Source organism: Streptomyces sp. NPDC031426, from assembly GCF_055581585.1.
The window spans coordinates 1-20,460 of the sequence record NZ_JBVIJE010000045.1 but is presented as its reverse complement, the minus strand read 5'-3'; the positions used below and the strand labels follow the sequence as shown (position 1 = coordinate 20,460).

Here is a 20,460-nt window from a genome sequence, read left to right as displayed (position 1 = left end):
CTCCTTCTGACGGTCGTCTGCGGTGGTGGGACGAGGTTACAGGGCGTGTCGGGCCGCCCGTCACACAGCGTCAGGTGCAGAGGGACCGGACTCCGCCTGGGCGGCGAATCTGGCCTTCGCCTCGTCGACCTTTCTGCCGAAGTGCACCGACGCCCACCACAGCGCCGCGAACACCGCACCCATGAAGTACATGGTCGGGACGAAGACGCCGGAGGCGATCAACGCGAGCTGCAGGGCCCAGCCGAGAGCCACCCCGCCGGGCCGGGTCACCATGCCGCACAGCAGCACACACAGCAGCATGGCGACGCCGCTGACCAGCCACACCGTGGAGACGGACAGACCGGGGTCCTTCATGGCGACGAGCCCGGCGAACCCGATGATGAAGAACTCGCCGATCAGGGTCGACGCACAGAGCGTACGCATCTACGGTCCTCAGCCTTTCCCCAGCAGCAGCCGGGCCTCGCCGACAGTGATCACGGAGCCGGTGACCAGGACGCCGCCGCCGGCGAACTCGCCCTCCTCCTCGGCCAGCGTGATCGCGGCCTCCAGGGCGTCCGGCAGCCGCGGCTCGACCTGCACCCGCTCCTCGCCGAACACCTCGACGGCGATCGCGGCCAGCTCGTCCGCGTCCATCGCCCGATGGCTGGAGTTCTGCGTGACGACGACCTCAGCGAAGATCGGCTCGAAGGCCTCCAGCAGACCCCGCACGTTCTTGTCGCCGCTCGCACCCACCACGCCGATCAGCCGGCTGAAGTCGAACGCCTCCTGCACCGCCTCCGCGGTCACCCGGGCGCCCGCCGGGTTGTGCGCGGCGTCCAGCACGACGGTCGGGGACCGCCGTACGACCTCCAGGCGGCCCGGCGAGGACACCGCCGCGAAGGCCTTGCGGACGGTGTCGATGTCCAGCGGCTCGGCGCGCTGCGCGCCGACGCCGAAGAACGCCTCCACGGCGGCCAGGGCGACGGCCGCGTTGTGCGCCTGGTGGGCGCCGTGCAGCGGCAGGTACACCTCGCCGTACTCACCGCCGAGGCCGCGCAGCGTCATCAGCTGCCCGCCGACGGCCACCTGCCGGGCGACGACCCCGAACTCCAGGCCCTCCCGGGCCACGGTGGCGTCCACCTCGACGGCCTTCTTCAGCAGCACCTGCGCCGCGTCCACCGGCTGCTGGGCCAGGATCACGGTCGCGTCCTGCTTGATGATCCCGCCCTTCTCACCGGCGATCTCCGCGGGCGTCTCGCCAAGGCGGTCGGTGTGGTCCAGGTCGATCGGGGTGATCACGGCGACGTCACCGTCGATGACGTTGGTGGCGTCCCAGGAGCCGCCCATGCCGACCTCGACGACGGCGACGTCCACCGGGGCGTCCGCGAAGGCGGCGTACGCCATGCCGGTGAGTACCTCGAAGAACGACAGCCGGTACTCCTGCTGCGCGTCCACCATCTCCACGTACGGCTTGATGTCGTGGTACGTCTCGATGAAGCGCTCGGCGGGGATCGGGGCGCCGTCCAGGCTGATGCGCTCGGTGATCGACTGCACATGGGGGCTGGTGTAGCGGCCGGTGCGCAGCTCGAAGGCGCCGAGCAGGGCCTCGATCATGCGGGCGGTGGAGGTCTTGCCGTTGGTGCCCGTGATGTGGATCGAGGGGTACGACCGCTGGGGCTCGCCGAGGACGTCCATCAGCGCGGAGATGCGGCTGACCGAGGGCTCCAGCTTGGTCTCGCCCCAGCGGGTGGCCAGTTCGGCCTCGACCTCGCGCAGGGCCTTGTCGACCTCCGGGTCCTCGGGCCGCGCGGGTACGTCTGTGTACGGCTGCCCGCCCTGGGTACGCAGGGTGCGGCTGCCCGCCTCGATCACGGCGAGGTCGGGGTCGCGGGTGGTTTCGGCCTCGATGATCTCGTCGAAGCTGTCGAGGGGATCGGGCTGGTCGGTGCCGTTCGGGTCGCTCACGGTGCCCAGTCTACGGAGCGGCACTGACATAGGTGGGCGAAGGCCCCCGGAACCGTGCAGTTCCGGGGGCCTTCGTCGCCGTGCTACGCCTGCGGCAGCTTCTCCAGCTGGGCCGTGATGCGGGCGATGTCCTCCTCGGCCTTGGCGAGGCGCGTGCGGATCTTGTCCACCACGTTCTCCGGGGCCTTGGCCAGGAAGGCCTCGTTGCCGAGTTTGGCGTTCGCCTGGGCCTTCTCCTTCTCGGCCGCCGCGAGGTCCTTCGCGAGGCGCTTGCGCTCGGCGGCCACGTCGATCGTGCCGGAGAGGTCGAGCGCGACCTCGGCGCCGGAGACCGGGAGGGTCGCCGTCGCCGTGAAGGAGTCGCCCTCCGGCTGCAGGCGCAGCAGCTGGCGGATGGCGGCCTCGTGCGGGGCGAGGGGCGTACCGTCGAGCGTCAGGCGGGCCGGGACGCGCTGGCCCGGCTGCAGGCCCTGGTCGGCGCGGAAGCGGCGGACCTCGGTGATGACCGACTGGAGGGTCTCGATCTCCCGCTCGGCGGATGCGTCACGGAAGCCACTGTCCTTCGGCCAGTCCGCGATGACGACCGACTCGCCGCCGGTGAGGGTCGTCCAGAGGGTCTCCGTGACGAAGGGGACGACCGGGTGCAGCAGCTTGAGCGTGACGTCCAGGACCTCGCCGAGGACTCGCTTGGAGACCTCGGCCGGCTCGCCGCCCGCCTGGAAGACCGTCTTGGACAGCTCGACGTACCAGTCGAAGACCTCGTCCCACGCGAAGTGGAAGAGGGTGTCCGACAGCTTGGCGAACTGGAAGTCGTCGTAGTGGGCGTCGACTTCGGCCACGACCGAGTTCAGGCGGGACAGGATCCAGCGGTCGGTCGCCGACATCTTCGCCGGGTCCGGCAGCGGGCCCTCCACCGTCGCGCCGTTCATCAGGGCGAAACGGGTGGCGTTCCAGATCTTGTTGGCGAAGTTGCGGGAGCCCTGGACCCAGTCCTCGCCGATCGGGACGTCGACGCCGGGGTTGGCGCCGCGGGCCAGGGTGAAGCGGAGCGCGTCGCTGCCGTACTTGTCCATCCAGTCCAGCGGGTTGACCGCGTTGCCGAAGGACTTCGACATCTTCTTGCCGAACTGGTCACGGACCATGCCGTGCAGGGCGATGGTGTGGAACGGCGGGGTGCCGTCCATCGCGTACAGACCGAACATCATCATCCGGGCGACCCAGAAGAAGAGGATGTCGTAGCCGGTGACCAGGACGGAGTTCGGGTAGAACTTCGCGAGCGACTCGGTCTGTTCGGGCCAGCCGAGGGTGGAGAAGGGCCACAGGCCGGAGGAGAACCAGGTGTCGAGGACGTCGGTGTCCTGGTGCCAGCCCTCGCCGGTCGGCGGCTCCTCGTCCGGGCCGACGCAGACGACTTCACCCTCCGGGCCGTACCAGACGGGAATCCGGTGGCCCCACCACAACTGACGCGAGATGCACCAGTCGTGGAGGTTGTCGACCCAGTCGAAGTACCGCTTCTCCATCTCCTGCGGGTGGATCTTGACGCGGCCGTCGCGGACGGCGTCGCCGGCGGCCTTCGCCAGCGGGCCGACCTTGACCCACCACTGCATCGACAGGCGCGGCTCGATGGTGGTCTTGCAGCGCGAGCAGTGGCCGACGGAGTGGACGTACGGCCGCTTCTCGGCGACGATCCGGCCCTCGGCGCGCAGCGCGGCGACGATCGCCGAGCGGGCCTCCAGCCGGTCCAGGCCCTGGAAGGGGCCGTGGGCCGTGATGACGGCGTGCTCGTCCATGATCGTGATGGACGGCAGGTCGTGTCGCTGGCCGATCTCGAAGTCGTTCGGGTCGTGGGCCGGGGTGACCTTGACGGCGCCGGTGCCGAACTCGGGGTCGACGTGGGTGTCGGCGACGACCGGGATGGAACGGTCGGTCAGCGGGAGCCTGATGAGCTTGCCGACGAGGTGCTGGTAGCGCTCGTCGTCGGGGTGGACGGCGACGGCGGTGTCACCGAGCATCGTCTCGGCACGGGTCGTGGCGACGACGATGGTGTCGTCCCCCTCGCCGTACTTCATGGAGACCAGCTCGCCGTCGTCGTCCTGGTACTCGACCTCGATGTCCGAGATGGCCGTCAGACAGCGCGGGCACCAGTTGATGATGCGCTCGGCGCGGTAGATCAGCTCGTCGTCGTAGAGGCGCTTGAAGATGGTCTGGACGGCCTGGGACAGGCCCTCGTCCATGGTGAACCGCTCACGCGACCACGCGACGCCGTCGCCGAGGCGGCGCATCTGCCCGCTGATCTGGCCGCCGGACTCGGCCTTCCACTGCCAGACGCGCTCGACGAACGCCTCACGGCCGAGGTCGTGCCGGGACTTGCCCTCCTTGCCGAGCTCGCGCTCGACGACGTTCTGCGTGGCGATACCGGCGTGGTCCATGCCGGGCTGCCACAGCGTCTCGTAGCCCTGCATGCGCTTACGCCGGGTCAGCGCGTCGATGAGGGTGTGCTCGAAGGCGTGGCCCAGGTGGAGGCTGCCCGTGACGTTCGGCGGCGGGATGACGATGGTGTACGGCGGCTTGTCACTCTTGGCGTCCGCCTCGAAGTAACCGCGCTCTACCCAGCGCTCGTACAGCGGGCCCTCTACATCGGCCGGCGCGTACTGGGTCGGCAGTTCGGAGTCGGGCGCGGGTGGCTGCTGCTGAGCGTTCTCGGTCACGGGGGTCAGTTTAGAGGTGTCACGGGCCGGTCCCGAAACGCGTTTGTTGTGTAACGGTGCGCCCCCCGCTGCCGTGTGATTCCTGGGCCTGGTCCAGGATGTCAGGAACACATAAGCATCTGGAGGGGAACCCAGAGATGAGCAACAACCAGCCGGGCCCGTACGGCGGGCCGCCCCAGCAGCCGGGTCCGTACGGCCAGCCGGGGCAGCCTGGTCCGTACGGCCAGCCGGGGCCCTACGGTCAGCCCGGCCCCTACGGCCAGCAGCCGCAGGCCCCGCAGCCCGGCTACGGCTACCCCCAGCAGGCACCTCCGGCTCCGCCGCAGCCGGGTTACGGCTATCCGCAGCAGGGCGGCGTGCCGCAGCAGCCGAACCCGTACGGCCAGCAGCCCTACGGCATGCCGCAGCCGCCGGCCCCGGCGGGCGGCAAGAAGAAGACGGGCCTGATCATCGGCGCGGTGGCCGTGGTGGCGGCCGTGGCGGTGGGCGTGGCCTTCGCGCTCGGCGGCGGGAGCGGCGGCAGCGGAAGCGTCGCGGACGACGGCCCGCACAAGCTGGTCGCTCCGGCGACGGTGGTCAACGGGACGTACAAGAAGTCGGAAGACGGCTCCTCCGACCAGGGCATGAGCCAGGACGACCTGAAGAAGACGGAGGCGCTCGGCGTCGCGAACCCGAAGGACGTGACCGCCGGCTACACCTCCGGCTCGGGCTTCACCGCGAAGAGCCTCAGCTTCTCCGGGGTGTACGGCACGGTCGACGACCCGGAGAAGGTCGTCGACGGGATGTTCGCGATGATGAAGCAGGAGTCGCAGAAGGACACCTCTGCCTCCAAGGGCAAGCTCGTCGGCAGCCCGCAGAAGGTGTCGCCTTCCGGCTTCTCGAACGGCGTCATGAAGTGCCAGTCCATCGAGAGCAGCGAGTCGGGCAAGACGATCACGATGCCGGTCTGTGCATGGGCCGACCACAGCACTGTCGCGTACGTCATCTCGTTCGACATGGCGGGAATGGCTATGGGGAAGAGCACCTCGACGGAGGACGCCGCCCAGCTGGCCGCGAATCTCCGCAACGACGTGCGGGTGAAGGCCTGACACCGCAGACGTTCAGGGGCCCCGGTCGGTCGACCGGGGCCCCTCCTCATGTCCGGGGGAACTACGCCGACTTCTGCTCCCCCGAGCCCCGCCCCCGCGCATCCCGCGGGATCAGGGTCGGGTTCACGTTGGAGAGGACCACATCCGCCGTGATGACCACGCGGGCCACGTCCTTGCGGGACGGGACCTCGTACATCACGCCCTGGAGGACTTCCTCCATGATGGCGCGCAGGCCCCGGGCGCCGGTCTGGCGGAGGATGGCCTGGTCGGCGATGGCCTCCAGGGCCTCGCGCTCGAAGTCCAGCTCCACGCCGTCGAGTTCGAAGAGGCGCTGGTACTGCTTGACCAGGGCGTTGCGGGGTTCTACCAGGATCTTGAGGAGCGCCTCGCGGTCGAGGTTGTGGACGCTCGTGATGACCGGGAGGCGGCCGATGAACTCGGGGATCATGCCGAACTTGACCAGGTCCTCCGGCATGACGTCCTCGAAGACGTCCTTCGCCTCCAGCTCGCGCTTGGAGAGGATCGTGGCGCCGAAGCCGATGCCCTTGGCACCCGCGCGGGCCTCGATGATCTTCTCCAGGCCGGCGAAGGCACCGCCCACGATGAACAGGACGTTCGTCGTGTCGATCTGGATGAACTCCTGGTGCGGGTGCTTGCGGCCGCCCTGGGGCGGAACCGAGGCCGTGGTGCCCTCCAGGATCTTCAGGAGGGCCTGCTGGACGCCTTCGCCGGATACGTCGCGGGTGATCGACGGGTTCTCGCTCTTGCGGGCCACCTTGTCGATCTCGTCGATGTAGATGATCCCGGTCTCGGCCTTCTTGACGTCGTAGTCCGCCGCCTGGATCAGCTTCAGGAGGATGTTCTCCACGTCCTCGCCGACGTAGCCGGCCTCCGTGAGCGCGGTGGCGTCGGCGATCGCGAACGGCACGTTCAGCATGCGTGCCAGGGTCTGCGCGAGGAGGGTCTTGCCGGAGCCCGTGGGGCCCAGCAGCAGGATGTTGGACTTCGCCAGCTCGATGGCGTCGTCCCGGCCGCTCGCGCCGCCGTTCTCGCCCGCCTGGACCCGCTTGTAGTGGTTGTACACCGCGACAGAGAGGGCCTTCTTCGCGGCCTCCTGGCCGACGACGTACCCCTCCAGGAACTCGTAGATCTCGCGGGGCTTGGGCAGCTCCTCCCAGCGCACCTCGCTGGTCTCCGCGAGCTCCTCCTCGATGATCTCGTTGCAGAGATCGATGCACTCGTCGCAGATGTACACACCGGGCCCTGCGATGAGCTTCTTGACCTGCTTCTGGCTCTTGCCGCAGAACGAGCACTTGAGCAGATCGCCGCCGTCACCGATGCGTGCCACGGTGTGCTTCCCCTTCGCCTGGGAGACGCCCGGACACTTTCGAGTCCAGCGGCTCCTGGTGCTGCCTTATGTCGACGGTACCTTGCCGGGCCCCGTGTTCGGGCCCCCCTTGGCAGGGTTCACTTTGACGTGCACCGTGCCAAGAGGGGCAAAGAGTATGCCGCGCCGCGTCAGCGGACGGTGGCGTTGTTCAGCTTGCGGGTGGAGATGATCTGGTCGACGAGGCCGTACTCCAGCGCCTCCTCGGCCGTGAGGATCTTGTCGCGCTCGATGTCCTCGCGGATCTTCTCGATCGGCTGGTTCGAGTGCTTGGCCAGCATGTCCTCCAGCTGCTCGCGCATCCGGGTGAACTCGTTGGCGATGATCTCCAGGTCGGAGAGCTGACCGCGGCCGGTGGAGCCCGCCGGCTGATGGATCAGCACACGCGAGTTCGGCAGGGCCATGCGCTTGCCGGGCGTACCGGCGGCGAGCAGGATGGCCGCCGCGGAGGCCGCCTGGCCCATGCAGACCGTCTGGATGTCGGGCTTCACGAACTGCATCGTGTCGTAGATCGCCGTCAGGGCGGTCATGTCGCCACCGGGGCTGTTGATGTAGATCGAGATGTCCCGGTCCGGGTCCATCGACTCCAGGCACAGCAGCTGCGCCATGACGTCGTTGGCGGAGGCGTCGTCGATCTGGACGCCCAGGAAGATCACGCGCTCCTCGAAGAGCTTCGCGTACGGGTCGTACTCGCGGATGCCCTGGGAGGTGCGCTCGACGAAGCGCGGGATGACGTAGCGGCTGTCGGGGCGGGGCCCTTCGTACATGCCGCTGGCGGCGCCGGGGAAGTTGCTCATGGGGTGTTCACCGTCCTGGTGGCGTTCTGGGGGCTGGGGTCGTGGCGGTGCTTGGCGTGGCCGGGCCGGTCAGGCACCGGTGCCGCCGCCTCCCGGAACACCCGAGGCGTGCGTGATGATCTCGTCAATGAGACCGTACTCCTTGGCCTCTTCCGGGGTGAACCAGCGGTCGCGGTCGCCGTCGCGGATGATCGTCTCGACGGACTGGCCGGAGTGCAGCGCGGTCAGCTCGGACATGGTCTTCTTCGTGCGCAGCAGGTACTGGGCCTGGATCTTGATGTCCGAGACCGTACCGCCCAGGCCCGCGGAGCCCTGGTGCATCATGATGTCGGTGTGCGGCAGGGCGAAGCGCTTGCCGGCGGTGCCGCCGGTGAGCAGGAACTGGCCCATCGAGGCCGCCATGCCCATGCCGATCGTGACCACGTCGTTCGGGATGTACTGCATGGTGTCGTAGATCGCCATGCCGGCCGTCACCGAGCCGCCGGGGCTGTTGATGTACAGGTAGATGTCCTTGTCCGGATCGGCGGCAAGGAGCAGCAGCTGTGCGGTGATCTTGTTGGCGATGTCGTCGTCAACCTGCTGGCCGAGGAAGATGATCCGCTCGCCGAGCAGCCGGTTGTAGACCTGGTCGCCGAGGCCACCACCGATGGAAGGCTCGCCGGCGGCTGAGGGCATCAGATTCGTCACGTATCCACCTGCTCGTCTTACGACGGCGCCGGGCCGTCTCATTGTTCTGCCTTTCATGGACCCTAACGCGATGGTCCCTTCGGGGAATCCCGGGAATGCGGGTGTTCGCCGGGGGCGTAGCGCTCCGCTGGGGGCGGTGCGGTTCGTGGGGGGGGTGGCGCGGGGGATCGTCGGGCCACGGGTGCGTGGGGGTTGTCCGCGCAGTTCCCCGCGCCCCTTCAGGCGGCTGCTCCCCCGCATACGACACAGGCCCCCGGGAGACACTCCCGGGGGCCTGTGTACGCGCTTCAGAGGCGCCGTAGGGCCGGTCAGCCCTCGGTGGTCTCCTCGGAGGTCTCCGACGCCTCAGCGGCCTCGGTCTCCTCCTCGTCCTCGTCGTCCAGGTCGACGATCTCGCCGTTGGTGTCCTTCACCGTGGCGGCCTCGACCACGACGGCCAGGGCCTTGCCGCGGGCGACCTCGCCGACCAGGAGCGGCACCTGGCCGCCCTCGACGACGGCCTGGGCGAACTGGTCGGGGGACATGCCGGAGGAGGCGGCGCGCCGCATGAGGTGCTCGGTGAGCTCCTCCTGGTTGACGTTGAGCTGCTCCTTCTTGACCAGCTCGTCCAGGACGAACTGGGTCTTGATGCCCTTGACCGCGGCCTCGCGGGTCTCGGTGTCGAACTCCTCGGCGGTCTTGCCCTGGATCTCCAGGTACTTGTCGAGGGTCAGACCCATCTGGCCGAGCTGGTGGTGCTCCAGGTTGTGCTTGCGGGTGTTGATCTCGTCCTCGAGCAGCTTCTCGGGGACCGGGACCTCGACCAGCTCGAGGAGCTTCTCCAGGACGCGCTCCTGGGCCTGGGTGGCCTGGTCGAACTGCTTCATGTTCGCGAGGCGCTTGCGGCTGTCGGCCTTGAGCTCGTCCAGGGTGTCGAACTCGGAGGCGAGCTGCGCGAACTCGTCGTCCAGCTCGGGCAGTTCACGGGCGGCGACCTGGGTGACCTTGACGGTGACCTCGGCCTCCTTGCCCGCGGCGGAGCCGCCCTTCAGCTCGGAGGTGAAGGTGGCCTCGCCACCGGCCTCCAGGCCCTTCACGGCGTCGTCGATGCCGTCCAGCAGCTCACCGGAGCCGATGGTGTACGAGACGCCGTTGGCGATGCCGTCCTCCAGCACCTCGCCGTCGACCTTGGCCTCCAGGTCGATGGTGACGACGTCGCCGTCCTCGGCGGCGCGCTCGACCGGGGAGGTGGAGGCGAAGCGCTCGCGCAGCTGCTCGACCGACTTCTCCACGTCCTCGTCGGTGACCTCGACGGCGTCGACCTCGACCTCGATGCCGGAGTAGTCCGGGATCTCCAGGGCCGGGCGGACGTCGACCTCGGCGGTGAAGTTCAGCGTCTCGCCGTCCTTCAGCTCGGTGATGTCGACCTCGGGCTGGCCGAGCGGGCTGAGCTCGGCCTCGTTGACCGCTTCGGTGTAGAACTTCGGAAGCGCGTCGTTGACGGCCTCCTCCAGCACGGCGCCACGACCGAACCGCTGGTCGATGACCCGGGCGGGGATCTTGCCCTTACGGAAGCCCTTCACCGTGACCTGCTGGTTGATCTTCTTGTACGCCGCGTCGAGGCTGTCCTTGAGCTCCTCGAAGGGCACCTCGACAGTGAGCCGAACCCGGGTCGGGTTCAGGGTCTCCACGGCGCTCTTCACGGTTCGGTCTCCTTGTGGCTGACTTCTTGGATTCTGCCGGAGCCAGACAGGTCCGGCGGATTCGCCGCCCGGAGGAGTTCGTAGGCCGAGTGGGCCGGGACACACGGGCGCGCAGCTTGCATAGTAACCGCAGCCGGTCAGCGCCCCAAAAGGCGATCATCACGACGTTGTGAGCAGATGCGTGAGCAGGTGGTCGGGGTGGCGGGATTTGAACCCACGGCCTTCCGCTCCCAAAGCGGACGCGCTACCAAGCTGCGCCACACCCCGTCTGGTGCGACACGTAGGGTACATGCCCCCGCCGGTTACGTCGGCCGTATTCTCCGAGGCGGCGCGCGCGAGGCTCCGGGGATCAACTCGTTGGCCTCGACGGCGGGCGACCCGCTACGATGCCTGCAGTGCCGCGGTCACCGACCTGCGGCTCGCTTTGCGGGCGTAGCTCAATGGTAGAGCCCTAGTCTTCCAAACTAGCTACGCGGGTTCGATTCCCGTCGCCCGCTCTCATGGCTCAGGGCCAGGTCAGAGGATCTTTCCTCCGCCTGGCCCTGATCGTTTCCGGAGATCATTGACGCGCACAGCGCTGTGGCGCGCGGCCGACAGCCGCGGCGATGGCCCGAGCAGGCCTGATCGAGGTCGGGGCAGCCGTGGTCCTGCTGACGCGCCGGCCCCGGACGCGCCCGATCGAGGGACCACCGCCCGTCCGGCTGGAGCAGAGAGGGCCACGGAAGGCCGTGCCCCTCAGCCGGTCCATGTCACGTCAGCCGCTCCGTGTCGCGCAGCGCCATCCCCGTGCGTCCCCCTGTGGGAAGTGGGTCCGCCGGCCCCGATCCGGTCAGAACTTGATCGAGCTGATGGAGTCCGCTATCGAGTTCAGGAAGCGGTCGATGGACGGGGCCATGCCGGTCGAGGCCAGGAAGAAGCCGAAGAGGACGGCGACGATCGCGGGTCCGACCTTGAGGCTCCCCCCTCTCAGGAGCACCACAAGGATGATCGCCAACAGCAGCACCACAGACAGTGAAATGGCCACAACTGATCACACCCTCGGTCGGTCCGCTCTCCCGGCCCGGAGGTACGGCCCGCGCACCCCCGCCAGAACCATCGTGCCACCAACCGGGCCCACCCATGCGGCCCGTGACGCAACGTCGGGCACCCGACGGACCACCGGCCGACGCGGGCGACCCGCCGCAGAGTAATTCGACCGGGCCGCACGCACATGACTCCCCCGGGAATTACGCGACTTCGTTTCCGCCTCCACACATCCTGTGCGCAGGTAATTCGAATTGATGACACAGAGGCGTCGTATGCCCTATTTAGTAGGGATGAATCGGGACATCGGGGGTGAACGAACGGCCCCCCGTGTGGGCGCCATCACGTAGACATGGATGGCAAGTTCGGAAAATCGGCGGGTATCCGAAGGTATTAACCAGGAATCGCTGCGGGGGTTTTACGAAATCCCGCAGACGACGCTAGGGTGCCTGAGATGTCTGACGCCGCCTCCTCCCCCGGCCAGAACCGCAGGCCGCTCCCCCCGGCAATGTCGCCGGCGGACGGAGTGCCCGGTCCCCGTACCCCGCTGAGTACGCAGGCGCGGCAGACGAAGGCGGACATACCCGGCAAGGAGCACGGCGGCAAGCAGCGCGACGCGTTCTTCGACAACGCCAAGTACCTGGCGATCGTGCTCGTCGCGATGGGTCACTCGTGGGAGCCGCTGAAGGGCGACAGCCGGATCCTGGAGGCCCTGTACACGGTCGTGTACTGCTTCCACATGCCGGCGTTCATCATCATCTCCGGCTTCTTCTCGCGCGGTTTCGACATGCGCCCGGACCGGCTGAAGCGGCTGATCACCGGTGTCGTGGTGCCGTACGTCGTCTTCGAGACGGCGTACCCGACGTTCAGGAACCTGCTCACGGGCTCGCACGAGGAGATCAGCCTCCTCGATCCCTGGTATCTGACGTGGTTCCTGGTCGCGCTGTTCATCTGGCGGCTGACGACGCCGATCTGGAAGCTGGTGCGCGCGCCGTTCGCGGTCGCCCTCGGCATCGCCATGCTGGCGTCCGTCACCCCGAACATCGGTGACGACCTCGATCTGCAGCGGGTCCTGCAGTTCCTGCCGTACTTCGTGCTCGGTCTGTGCACGAAGCCCGAGCACTTCCAGCTGGTGCGCCGCCGTGGGCTGCGGATCGCCGCGGTGCCGGTGTTCGCCGCCGCGCTGGCCGTCGGCTGGTGGGCGGTGCCGCGCATGAACACCGCGTGGTTCTACCACCGGGACTCCGCGCAGGAGCTCGGCGCGCCCTGGTGGTGCGGCCCGGTGATGACGCTCGCGCTGATGGGCTGCTCACTGCTGCTGACGGCCTGCTTCTTCGCCTGGGTGCCGGGCCGGAAGACGTGGTTCACGGCGCTCGGCGCGGGCACCCTGTACGGCTATCTGCTGCACGGCTTCCTGGTGAAGTTCGCCGACTACCGCGGCTGGTTCGACCACCCCTGGCTGCACCGCCCGCTCGGCGAGATCCTGGTGACCCTCGCCTTCGGCGCCGCCGTCACGCTGCTGTGCACCAGGCCCGTACAGCGCGTCTTCCGGTTCGCGATGGAGCCGAAGATGGAGTGGGCGTTCAAGCAGGACGCGGCGGAACTCACCCGCGAGCGGCAGCGCAAGGAACGTGAGCGCGAGAAGGCCGGCGCCTAGGACCCCGACCGCTCCCGCAGACCGAGCAGCGCGCGCATCCGGGTGTACTTCTCGGTCAGTCGTCTCCGGGTCGGCTCGTCCAGGACCGCCAGCCGCTCCGGGTCGGCGTTGTGCGCCAGATCGGCCTCCTTGACCAGCCGTGCGCCGTCCGTGGCGAGGATCCGCGCCGCATACGCCTCCGGCCCCTCACCCGGCCGCTTGGTGAGGGCGTCCACGATGGCCTTGGTACGTGCGCTCAGGGCCGCCTGTTCGAGCCACTGAGGGGTGAGCGCGTCGTCCTCGACGGAGTCGTGCAGCCAGGCCGCCGCGATCTGTTCGGCGTCCCCGCCCCGGGCGCGCACACCGGCGGCGACGGCGGCGAGGTGTTCGGCGTACGGCCGTCCCGCCTTGTCGGTCTGGCCCTCGTGGGCGCTGCGGGCGACGGCCTCGACCTCGGCGAGCGTGAGCTGTGTCATCGGCCCAGTGTCGCTCAGCGGAGCGTCGCCGTCGCCTGGCGGCAGATCAGGAGCAGGGCCCGGTCGTCGTTGACGTCCTTGGCGACCGCCTCGATGAGGTGCCAGGCCGCGCCGTGGAAGCCGCCGGTGACATAGCGGTCGGCCTCGCCGGTGAGCCGGTCGATGCCCTCGACGATGTCGCGGTCGGAGGTCTCCACCAGGCCGTCCGTGAACAGCATCAACACGTCCCCGGGCCGCAGCGAGCCCTTCACGGGGTCGAACTGGGCGCCGTCGTACACACCGAGGAGCGGCCCCTCGGCGGCCTTCTCCTCCCAGCGTCCGCTGCCCGCGCTCAGCTGCAGCCCCGGCGGATGGCCGGCGGAGTACAGCTCGTAGTCGCCGGAGTCGAGGTCCAGGACGAGATGGATGGAGGTGGCGAAGCCCTCGTCCCAGTCCTGGCGGAGGAGGTAGCCGTTCGCGGCCGGCAGGAAGGCGTGCGGGGGGAGGGAGCCCAGGAGGCCCCCGAAGGCCCCCGACAGCAGCAGGGCGCGCGATCCCGCGTCCATGCCCTTGCCGGACACGTCGGTGAGCACGACCTCCAGCGTGCGGCCGCCGTTGGTCCGGGCCGCCACCACGAAGTCCCCGGAGAAGGACTGGCCGCCGGCCGGGCGCAGCGCCATCTCGTGGTGCCAGCCGTGCGGCAGCTTCGGCAGCTTGCTCTGCACCCGGATCCGCTCGCGCAGGTCGAACAGCATGGTGCCGCCGCGCCGCCACGGCACCCCGACCCGGCTGCGGAACTGGGCGGTGAGCAGCCCGAAGAAACCGCATGCGGCCACCACCAGCACCACACCCGGGGTGACCCGGCTCGGCCCCTCGGTGTACGGGCCGAGCCGTACGGACTCCACGATCAGCGCGGTGGCGCCCGCCGCGTACAGGCCGAGCAGGCTCGCCGGACGCAGCAGCAGGCCGCCGGCGACGATCGGCAGCACCAGGGCGGCCGGTGAGCACCACACCGAGTCGACCAGGGTCACGGACATCAGGACGGGGATGGTGAGCAGCAGTCCGGCGAACGCGATCCAGTCGGAGCCGTCGCCGCGGAAGTAGTCCACGGCGCTTCTGCGCAGGCCGGTGCGGGCCCGGTGCCACTGCATCTTCCACCGGGCCGTGAACTTCTCGGCCTTCGCGCGCCGCTCTCGTCCTGCTGCCATTAGTTCGGGACCCTATCCATCGGACCGGCCGCTTGGCACGGGAGGTCCCACTTGTCCCCCGTGCGGGGCTCGACTTCGCGGTTCGTCCTCACAGTGAACGGCACGCGCGGCCATCGCGCCGCCGTCCGGGAGAAATTCGCTGGCTCGTCCCGCGGCGCCCTGGTACGCATGACTCATGGGGACCGACCGGGGAGCCGAGTTGCGGGTGCTGCGCGAGTCCGACTGGGACCGGTGGTACGACGTCCTCTACCGCGCCTTCGGCGCCTCGGCGGCACCGCCCGAGGAGCGCGAACTGGACAGGTCCCTCACCGAGTTCGACCGTTCCCTGGCCGCCTGGGACGGGGACGAGGTCGTCGGCACGACAGGGGCGTTCAGCTTCCGGATGACGGTGCCGGGCGGGGCCGCGGTCCCGGCGGCCGGCGTGACCATGGTGAGCGTGGCGGCCACTCACCGGCGGCGCGGGGTGCTGACCTCGATGATGCGCCGGCAACTGGACGACGTACGGGCGCTGGGCGAGCCGCTCGCGGTGCTGACCGCGTCCGAGCCCGCGATCTACGGCCGCTTCGGGTACGGCGCGGCCACCTTCCGGACGACCGCCGAGATCGACACGAGCCGGGTGACGCTCTCCCTGCCGCCCGGCGTGGCGGACGTACGGCTGCGCTATGCCGCGCCCGCCGACGTCCTCGACGCCTGCGAGGCGGTCTACGCGGCACTGGTGCCCCAGCGGCCCGGGATGCTGGCCCGGCAGCCCGGCTGGGAGCGGGCCGTTCTCCTCGATCCCGAGAGCGAGCGGGACGGGGCGTCGGCGCTGCAGTGCGTGGTCGCCGAACGGGACCGCGAGGTGACGGGATACGCCCGCTTCACCACCAGGACGGGCTGGGGCGAGAGCGGGCACGACGGCACGGTGCAGCTGAAGGACCTCGCCGCGATCGACCCGGTCACCGAGGCGGCGCTGTGGCGGTTCCTGTGCGGCATCGACCTGATGACGACCCTGTCGGTGAGGTCTCGGCCGGTCGACGACGCCTGGCGATACCTGGTCTCGGACACCCGCCGCTGCCGACCGCGCCTGAGGGACGACGCGTACGTCCGTCTCGTCGACGTGGGTACGGCACTGGCGGCGCGCACGTATCAGGCGCCGGTGGACGTCGTGCTGGAGGTGGAGGACGCCTTCTGCCCGTGGAACGCCGGGCGGTGGCGGCTGACGGGCGACGCCAAGGGCGCGTCCTGCGCGCGTACGTACGACACCGCGGAACTCTCCCTCTCGGTACGGGAGTTGGGTGCCTCCTACCTCGGCGGCGTGACCCTGCTGTCGCTCGCGGCGGCCGGGCGGGTGCGCGAGCTGCGGCCAAGCGCGCTGACGGAGGCATCGGTGGCCTTCGGCTCACCGGTCGCCCCGTGGCTGCCGCACGGCTTCTAGTGCCCGGTCACCTCTGCTGACAGGTGGGGCACCAGAAGAGGTTGCGGGCGGCGAGGCCGGCGGTGCGGATCTCGGCGCCGCAGATGTGGCAGGGCAGGGTGGCGCGGCGGTAGACGTACACCTCGCCGCCGTGGTCGTCCACGCGGGGTGGCCGGCCCATGGCCTCCGGGGTGTGCTCGGCCCGGACGGTGTCGATCCGGTTCTTCCGGACTCCCTCGTGCATCAGCTCGACGAGGTCGGTCCACAGGGCGTCCCACTCGGCGCGGCCGATGTCCTTGCCCGCGCGGTACGGGTCGATGCCGTGCCGGAACAGAACCTCTGCGCGGTAGACGTTGCCGACGCCGGCGACGACCTTCTGGTCCATGAGCAGCGCGGCGATCGTGGTACGGCTGCGGGAGATCCTGCGGTACGCCGCGTCCGGCTCCGCGTCCGCGCGGAGCGGGTCGGGGCCGAGGCGGTCGTGTACGGCCCGCTTCTCGGTGTCGGTGATCAGGGCGCAGGTGGTGGGGCCGCGGAGGTCCACGTACGCCGTGTCGGTCGCGAGCCGGAGCCGGACTGTGTCGGTCGCCGGGGGCGCGGGGGCGTCACCGAAGCCGACCTTGCCGAAGAGGCCGAGGTGGATGTGGACCCAGTCGGTGTCCCGGAAGCGGAGGAAGAGGTGCTTGCCGTGGGCTTCGGTGGCCGTGAGTTCCGCGCGGTCCAGAAGGGCGGCGGCGTCGGAGAACTTGCCCTGGGGGCTGGTGACGCGCGGGGCGGTCCCGAGGAACCGCTCGGCGTAGTCCTGGGCCAGCCGGTGAATGGTGTGCCCTTCCGGCACGGCGGGGTGTCCTTTCCTGCTTTTCGCCTACGGGTTGGGGGGCGGCCGCTGAGTGCTTTCCCACCCTCCCACCCGTCTCGCTGGGTCGAGAGGTGAACGAACAGACCGGACCGGAGCCCCAAGACGACGCCCTCACACCCACCGAGTCGGCCGGGAGCGCGCCCTCCCAGCCAACCCAATCAGTCGAGCGAGCGGCAAGACCACGGTCCAGCGCAGAGCCCTGACGAGCGCCCTCCCAGCCGAACGAATTGGGCGGGCGGGCGGCAAGACCACGATCCGGGAGCCCCTGAAGGGTGCCCTCCCAGCCAACCCAATCAGTCGAGCGAGCGGCAAGACCACAGTCCAGCGCAGAGCCCTGACGAGCGCCCTCCCAGCCAACCGAGCCGGGCGGCGGGTGGCAAGACCACGCTCCAAGACGCAGTCCCTGAAGAGCGCCCTCCCAGCCGAACGAGTCGGGCGAGCGGATGGCAAGACCATGCTCCGGGACGCAGCCCCTGAAGAACGCCTCCCAGTTCCACCGAATCAGTCGAGCGGGCGGCAAGACCGCAGTCCGGGGCGCAGCCCTGAAGAGCGGCCTTCCAGCCGACCGATGGGTGGGTGGGCAAGACGGGGGCTCGGGGCGGGGCCCCGGGGCCCGTTAGGCCTGCGGGTGGTGGGCCGGGATCGGGGGCAGGTCGCCCGTCGTCTCGTACGCCGACAGCATGTCGATCCGCCGGATGTGACGCTCGTCACCGGAGAACGGCGTGTTGAGGAAGACCTCGACGAACTTCGTCGCCTCCTCCGTGCTGTGCATCCGCGCACCCACGGCCACCACGTTGGCGTTGTTGTGCTGCCGCCCCAGCGCCGCGGTCTCCTCGCTCCAGGCCAGCGCCGCCCGCACGCCCTTCACCTTGTTCGCGGCGATCTGCTCACCGTTCCCGGAGCCGCCGATCACGATGCCGAGCGCGTCGGGGTCCGCGGCCGCACGCTCGGCGGCGCGCAGACAGAAGGGCGGGTAGTCGTCCTGGGCGTCGTAGATGTGCGGCCCGCAGTCGACGGGCTCGTGACCCGCCGCCTTGAGCCACTCGACGAGGTGGTTCTTGAGTTCGTAGCCAGCATGGTCGGAGCCGAGATACACGCGCATGCCACGAGTGTGACACGCCCCATTCCGCGCAGCAGCCTCGGGTGGCGGCACCCGCCGGCCGCCGGGGAACACCCCGCCAGACCTCGAAAAATGTGAACAGCGCCATAGAACCTCAAGGGAACCTCAAGTAACGATACGGATTCAGAGGTTCCCGAATCCGTTCGCCTCGGATTCACTGGACCGACTCGTACACCGCTCATACGAGCTGCTCCTCCTGGCGCAAAGGAAATCCGTCCATGACCCCTGGCTCGGGCCTTCAAGCAGGACTCAAGAACCGTCACCTGACGATGATCGCTATCGGTGGCGTCATCGGCGCCGGCCTCTTCGTCGGCTCCAGCTCCGGTATCGCCACCGCGGGACCGGGCATCCTCCTGTCGTACGCGATCGTCGGCACCCTCGTCGTCCTCGTGATGCGGATGCTCGGCGAGATGTCCGCCGCGAACCCCACCTCCGGCTCCTTCTCCGCGCACGCCGACCGTGCCCTCGGAAGCTGGGCCGGGTTCTCCATCGGCTGGCTCTACTGGTTCTTCTGGGTCGTCGTGCTGGCCGTCGAGGCCACCGCCGGCGCCAAGATCCTCTCGGGCTGGGTGCCGGGCATACCGCAGTGGGGCTGGGCGCTCATCGTGATGACCGTGCTGACCGCGACCAACCTGGTCTCCGTCGGCTCCTACGGCGAGTTCGAGTTCTGGTTCGCCGGTATCAAGGTCGTGGCGATCGGCGCGTTCATCGTCATCGGCCTGCTGGCCATCTTCGGCGTACTGCCGGGTGTCCACGCCGACAAGGCGTCCTTCGGCAACCTGACGAACCACGGCGGCTTCCTGCCGCACGGGCCCGGCACCATCCTCACCGGTGTGCTGCTGGTCGTCTTCTCCTTCATGGGCAGCGAGATCGCGACCCTCGCGGCCGGTGAGTCGGAGGACCCGCAGCGTGCGGTCACCAAGTCCACCAACAGCATCATCTGGCGTATCGGCGTCTTCTACCTGGGCTCGATCCTCGTCGTGGTCTCGCTGCTGCCGTGGAACGACGCGTCCATCGCCCAGCAGGGCTCCTACGTCGCCGCGCTGAACTCGCTCGGCATCCCCAACGCCGGTCAGATCATGAAGGTCATCATCCTGACCTCGGTGCTGTCCTGCCTCAACTCCGGCCTCTACACGGCCTCCCGCATGGCCTTCTCGCTCGGCGAGCGCGGTGACGCCCCGAAGGCGTTCGCCCGCACCACCTCCCGCGGTGTGCCGATGACGGCGATCCTGGCCTCGGTCGTCTTCGGTTTCGTGGCGGTCTTCTTCAACTACGCCTACCCGGACACCGTCTTCCTCTTCCTGGTCAACTCGTCCGGTGCGGTGGCCCTGTTCGTGTGGCTCGTCATCTGCTTCTCGCAGCTGCGGATGCGGAGGATCATCCAGCGCGAGGCGCCGGAGAAGCTCGTCGTGAGGATGTGGCTGTACCCGTACCTGACCTGGGCGACGGCCGCCTTCATCGTCTTCGTCCTCGGCTACATGCTGACCGACACCAAGGGCGAGAGCAGCGGCCGTACGACCGTGCTGCTGTCGGTGGCGGTGGCGGCGGTCGTGGTGATCATCGCCGTGGTGAAGCAGAAGCTCACGGCGGGCCGCCCGGCCCCCGCGGTCGAGGCCCCGGCCGACAAGGTCTCTGTCGGCTGATCCGCCCCCCGGCTGGACATGGCCGCACAACCTGACGCACCTGTCAGGTTGTGCGGCCATGCTGCGTGCCATGACCTCTGCGGACGACCGCCTGGACCTGCCCCTCCTCCACCCCGGGACCCCGGCTACGACGGCGGACTCGCCGGCTTCCAGCTCGGTTTCGCCCAGCGGCCCGCCGTGATCGTGCCCGCCCGCTCGCCGGCCGACGTGGTGGCCGCCGTGCGGTACGCGGCCGCCGAGGGCCTGTCCGTCGGGGTGCAGGCGACCGGGCACGGGCTGCCCGGCGGGTAGGAGGGCGGGCTGCTCGTGACCACCTGATGGATGGACGGGATCACCGTCGACCCCGGGGCCCGTACCGTGCGGGTGCAGGCCGGGGTGCGCTGGGGGCAGGTGGTCGCGGCGGCCGAGCCGTACGGGCTGGCGCCGTTGAACGGGTCGGCGCCGGGCGTGGGCGCGGTGTCGTACACCCTGGGCGGCGGACTCGGCATCCTGGCCCGGGAGTTCGGCTACGCGGCCGACCATGTGCGCCGGCTGGAGGTCGTCACCGCCGACGGGGAGCTGCGGCACGTCACCCCGGACTCCGACCCCGAGCTGTACTGGGCCCTGCTCGGCGCCGGGGACCGGAGCGCCGGGCTGTACGACCCCGAAACGCGAAAGAGGCTCGCCCGGGTCAAGGGGACCTACGACCCGGCGAACCTCTTCCGCAGGAACTACGGCGTCAGCGCGTGAGTCCTAGCTTGACTCTGTCGGGGATCTTGAAGCAGTGGAGGTCAACTGCCCAGCGTTCGCCAGGACTTCGCCCGGGCGATGCCGTGCTGGTCCAGGAA

The 20,460-nt window shown here is 69.4% G+C and carries 17 protein-coding genes, 2 tRNA genes and 1 pseudogene; 7 read left to right on the top strand and 13 right to left on the bottom strand.

Annotated elements, in window-relative coordinates; genetic code table 11:
- Nucleotides 1-60: 60 nt before the first annotated feature.
- The 3 genes from ACZ5NH_RS42550 to ACZ5NH_RS42540 are packed head-to-tail and all read right to left on the bottom strand — an operon-like array spanning nt 61 to nt 4,652.
- Nucleotides 61-423, bottom strand: coding sequence for a DUF4233 domain-containing protein (locus ACZ5NH_RS42550; RefSeq protein WP_388634540.1), 363 nt, complete (start codon nt 421-423; stop codon nt 61-63).
- Between the two features lie 9 nt (nt 424-432).
- Complete coding sequence (folC, locus tag ACZ5NH_RS42545) at nt 433-1,974, bottom strand: bifunctional tetrahydrofolate synthase/dihydrofolate synthase (RefSeq protein WP_468783471.1); 1,542 nt, start codon at nt 1,972-1,974, stop codon at nt 433-435.
- Nucleotides 1,975-2,027: 53 nt separating this feature from the next.
- Nucleotides 2,028-4,652 (bottom strand): valine--tRNA ligase, encoded by a 2,625-nt coding sequence (locus tag ACZ5NH_RS42540; RefSeq protein WP_468783469.1) that lies wholly within the window; start codon nt 4,650-4,652, stop codon nt 2,028-2,030.
- A 137-nt stretch (nt 4,653-4,789) separates the two neighbouring features.
- On the opposite strand from ACZ5NH_RS42540, the gene ACZ5NH_RS42535 reads away from it, so the two are divergent.
- Nucleotides 4,790-5,740 carry a hypothetical protein gene (locus ACZ5NH_RS42535; protein WP_468783467.1) on the top strand — a complete coding sequence of 317 codons (951 nt, stop codon included), beginning with the start codon at nt 4,790-4,792 and terminating at the stop codon, nt 5,738-5,740.
- Nucleotides 5,741-5,801: 61 nt separating this feature from the next.
- Here the strand turns inward: ACZ5NH_RS42535 and clpX are convergent, their stop codons facing one another.
- From clpX to ACZ5NH_RS42510, 5 genes are all read right to left on the bottom strand, one after another.
- On the bottom strand, nt 5,802-7,088 hold the full coding sequence (clpX, locus tag ACZ5NH_RS42530; protein ID WP_069780904.1) for an ATP-dependent Clp protease ATP-binding subunit ClpX: 1,287 nt from the start codon (nt 7,086-7,088) through the stop codon (nt 5,802-5,804).
- A gap of 170 nt (nt 7,089-7,258) precedes the next feature.
- On the bottom strand, nt 7,259-7,924 hold the full coding sequence (locus ACZ5NH_RS42525) for an ATP-dependent Clp protease proteolytic subunit (protein WP_388634552.1): 666 nt from the start codon (nt 7,922-7,924) through the stop codon (nt 7,259-7,261).
- Between the two features lie 69 nt (nt 7,925-7,993).
- Complete coding sequence (locus tag ACZ5NH_RS42520) at nt 7,994-8,599, bottom strand: ATP-dependent Clp protease proteolytic subunit (protein ID WP_351615198.1); 606 nt, start codon at nt 8,597-8,599, stop codon at nt 7,994-7,996.
- Nucleotides 8,600-8,919: 320 nt separating this feature from the next.
- Nucleotides 8,920-10,293 (bottom strand): trigger factor, encoded by a 1,374-nt coding sequence (tig, locus tag ACZ5NH_RS42515; protein ID WP_468783465.1) that lies wholly within the window; start codon nt 10,291-10,293, stop codon nt 8,920-8,922.
- Nucleotides 10,294-10,483: 190 nt separating this feature from the next.
- Nucleotides 10,484-10,560: transfer RNA gene (locus ACZ5NH_RS42510), tRNA-Pro, on the bottom strand.
- Nucleotides 10,561-10,719: 159 nt separating this feature from the next.
- Between ACZ5NH_RS42510 and ACZ5NH_RS42505 the strand changes: the two genes are divergently transcribed.
- Nucleotides 10,720-10,790: transfer RNA gene (locus tag ACZ5NH_RS42505), tRNA-Gly, on the top strand.
- Between the two features lie 332 nt (nt 10,791-11,122).
- Here the strand turns inward: ACZ5NH_RS42505 and ACZ5NH_RS42500 are convergent.
- Complete coding sequence (locus tag ACZ5NH_RS42500) at nt 11,123-11,317, bottom strand: hypothetical protein (protein ID WP_388634557.1); 195 nt, start codon at nt 11,315-11,317, stop codon at nt 11,123-11,125.
- A gap of 507 nt (nt 11,318-11,824) precedes the next feature.
- On the opposite strand from ACZ5NH_RS42500, the gene ACZ5NH_RS42495 reads away from it, so the two are divergent.
- Complete coding sequence (locus tag ACZ5NH_RS42495) at nt 11,825-12,973, top strand: acyltransferase family protein (RefSeq protein WP_468783484.1); 1,149 nt, start codon at nt 11,825-11,827, stop codon at nt 12,971-12,973.
- Here the strand turns inward: ACZ5NH_RS42495 and ACZ5NH_RS42490 are convergent.
- Nucleotides 12,970-13,428 (bottom strand): HD domain-containing protein, encoded by a 459-nt coding sequence (locus tag ACZ5NH_RS42490; RefSeq protein WP_451556158.1) that lies wholly within the window; start codon nt 13,426-13,428, stop codon nt 12,970-12,972. The genes ACZ5NH_RS42495 and ACZ5NH_RS42490 overlap by 4 nt on opposite strands.
- Before the next feature lie 14 nt (nt 13,429-13,442).
- Nucleotides 13,443-14,615, bottom strand: coding sequence for a PP2C family protein-serine/threonine phosphatase (locus ACZ5NH_RS42485; protein WP_451556157.1), 1,173 nt, complete (start codon nt 14,613-14,615; stop codon nt 13,443-13,445).
- A 175-nt stretch (nt 14,616-14,790) separates the two neighbouring features.
- On the opposite strand from ACZ5NH_RS42485, the gene ACZ5NH_RS42480 reads away from it, so the two are divergent.
- Nucleotides 14,791-16,032, top strand: coding sequence for a GNAT family N-acetyltransferase (locus tag ACZ5NH_RS42480; RefSeq protein WP_468783462.1), 1,242 nt, complete (start codon nt 14,791-14,793; stop codon nt 16,030-16,032).
- A gap of 7 nt (nt 16,033-16,039) precedes the next feature.
- Here ACZ5NH_RS42480 and ACZ5NH_RS42475 read toward each other — a convergent pair whose 3' ends face one another.
- Together ACZ5NH_RS42475 and ACZ5NH_RS42470 are read right to left on the bottom strand one after the other, a co-directional pair.
- Nucleotides 16,040-16,849, bottom strand: a complete 810-nt coding sequence (locus ACZ5NH_RS42475; RefSeq protein WP_388634568.1) for an Fpg/Nei family DNA glycosylase — start codon at nt 16,847-16,849, stop codon at nt 16,040-16,042.
- Between the two features lie 637 nt (nt 16,850-17,486).
- Nucleotides 17,487-17,972 carry a ribose-5-phosphate isomerase gene (locus ACZ5NH_RS42470; protein WP_451556154.1) on the bottom strand — a complete coding sequence of 162 codons (486 nt, stop codon included), beginning with the start codon at nt 17,970-17,972 and terminating at the stop codon, nt 17,487-17,489.
- Nucleotides 17,973-18,208: 236 nt separating this feature from the next.
- Between ACZ5NH_RS42470 and ACZ5NH_RS42465 the strand changes: the two genes are divergently transcribed.
- The 3 genes and pseudogenes from ACZ5NH_RS42465 (at nt 18,209) to ACZ5NH_RS42455 (ending at nt 20,362) form a co-directional block, all read left to right on the top strand.
- Nucleotides 18,209-19,633 (top strand): amino acid permease, encoded by a 1,425-nt coding sequence (locus ACZ5NH_RS42465; protein WP_468783460.1) that lies wholly within the window; start codon nt 18,209-18,211, stop codon nt 19,631-19,633.
- Nucleotides 19,634-19,651: 18 nt separating this feature from the next.
- Nucleotides 19,652-20,257, top strand: a pseudogene (locus ACZ5NH_RS42460) (FAD-binding oxidoreductase); the annotation flags it as partial.
- Nucleotides 20,237-20,362 carry a BBE domain-containing protein gene (locus ACZ5NH_RS42455; protein ID WP_451556159.1) on the top strand — a complete coding sequence of 42 codons (126 nt, stop codon included), beginning with the start codon at nt 20,237-20,239 and terminating at the stop codon, nt 20,360-20,362. The pseudogene ACZ5NH_RS42460 and the gene ACZ5NH_RS42455, both read left to right, overlap by 21 nt.
- Nucleotides 20,363-20,460: the final 98 nt, after the last annotated feature.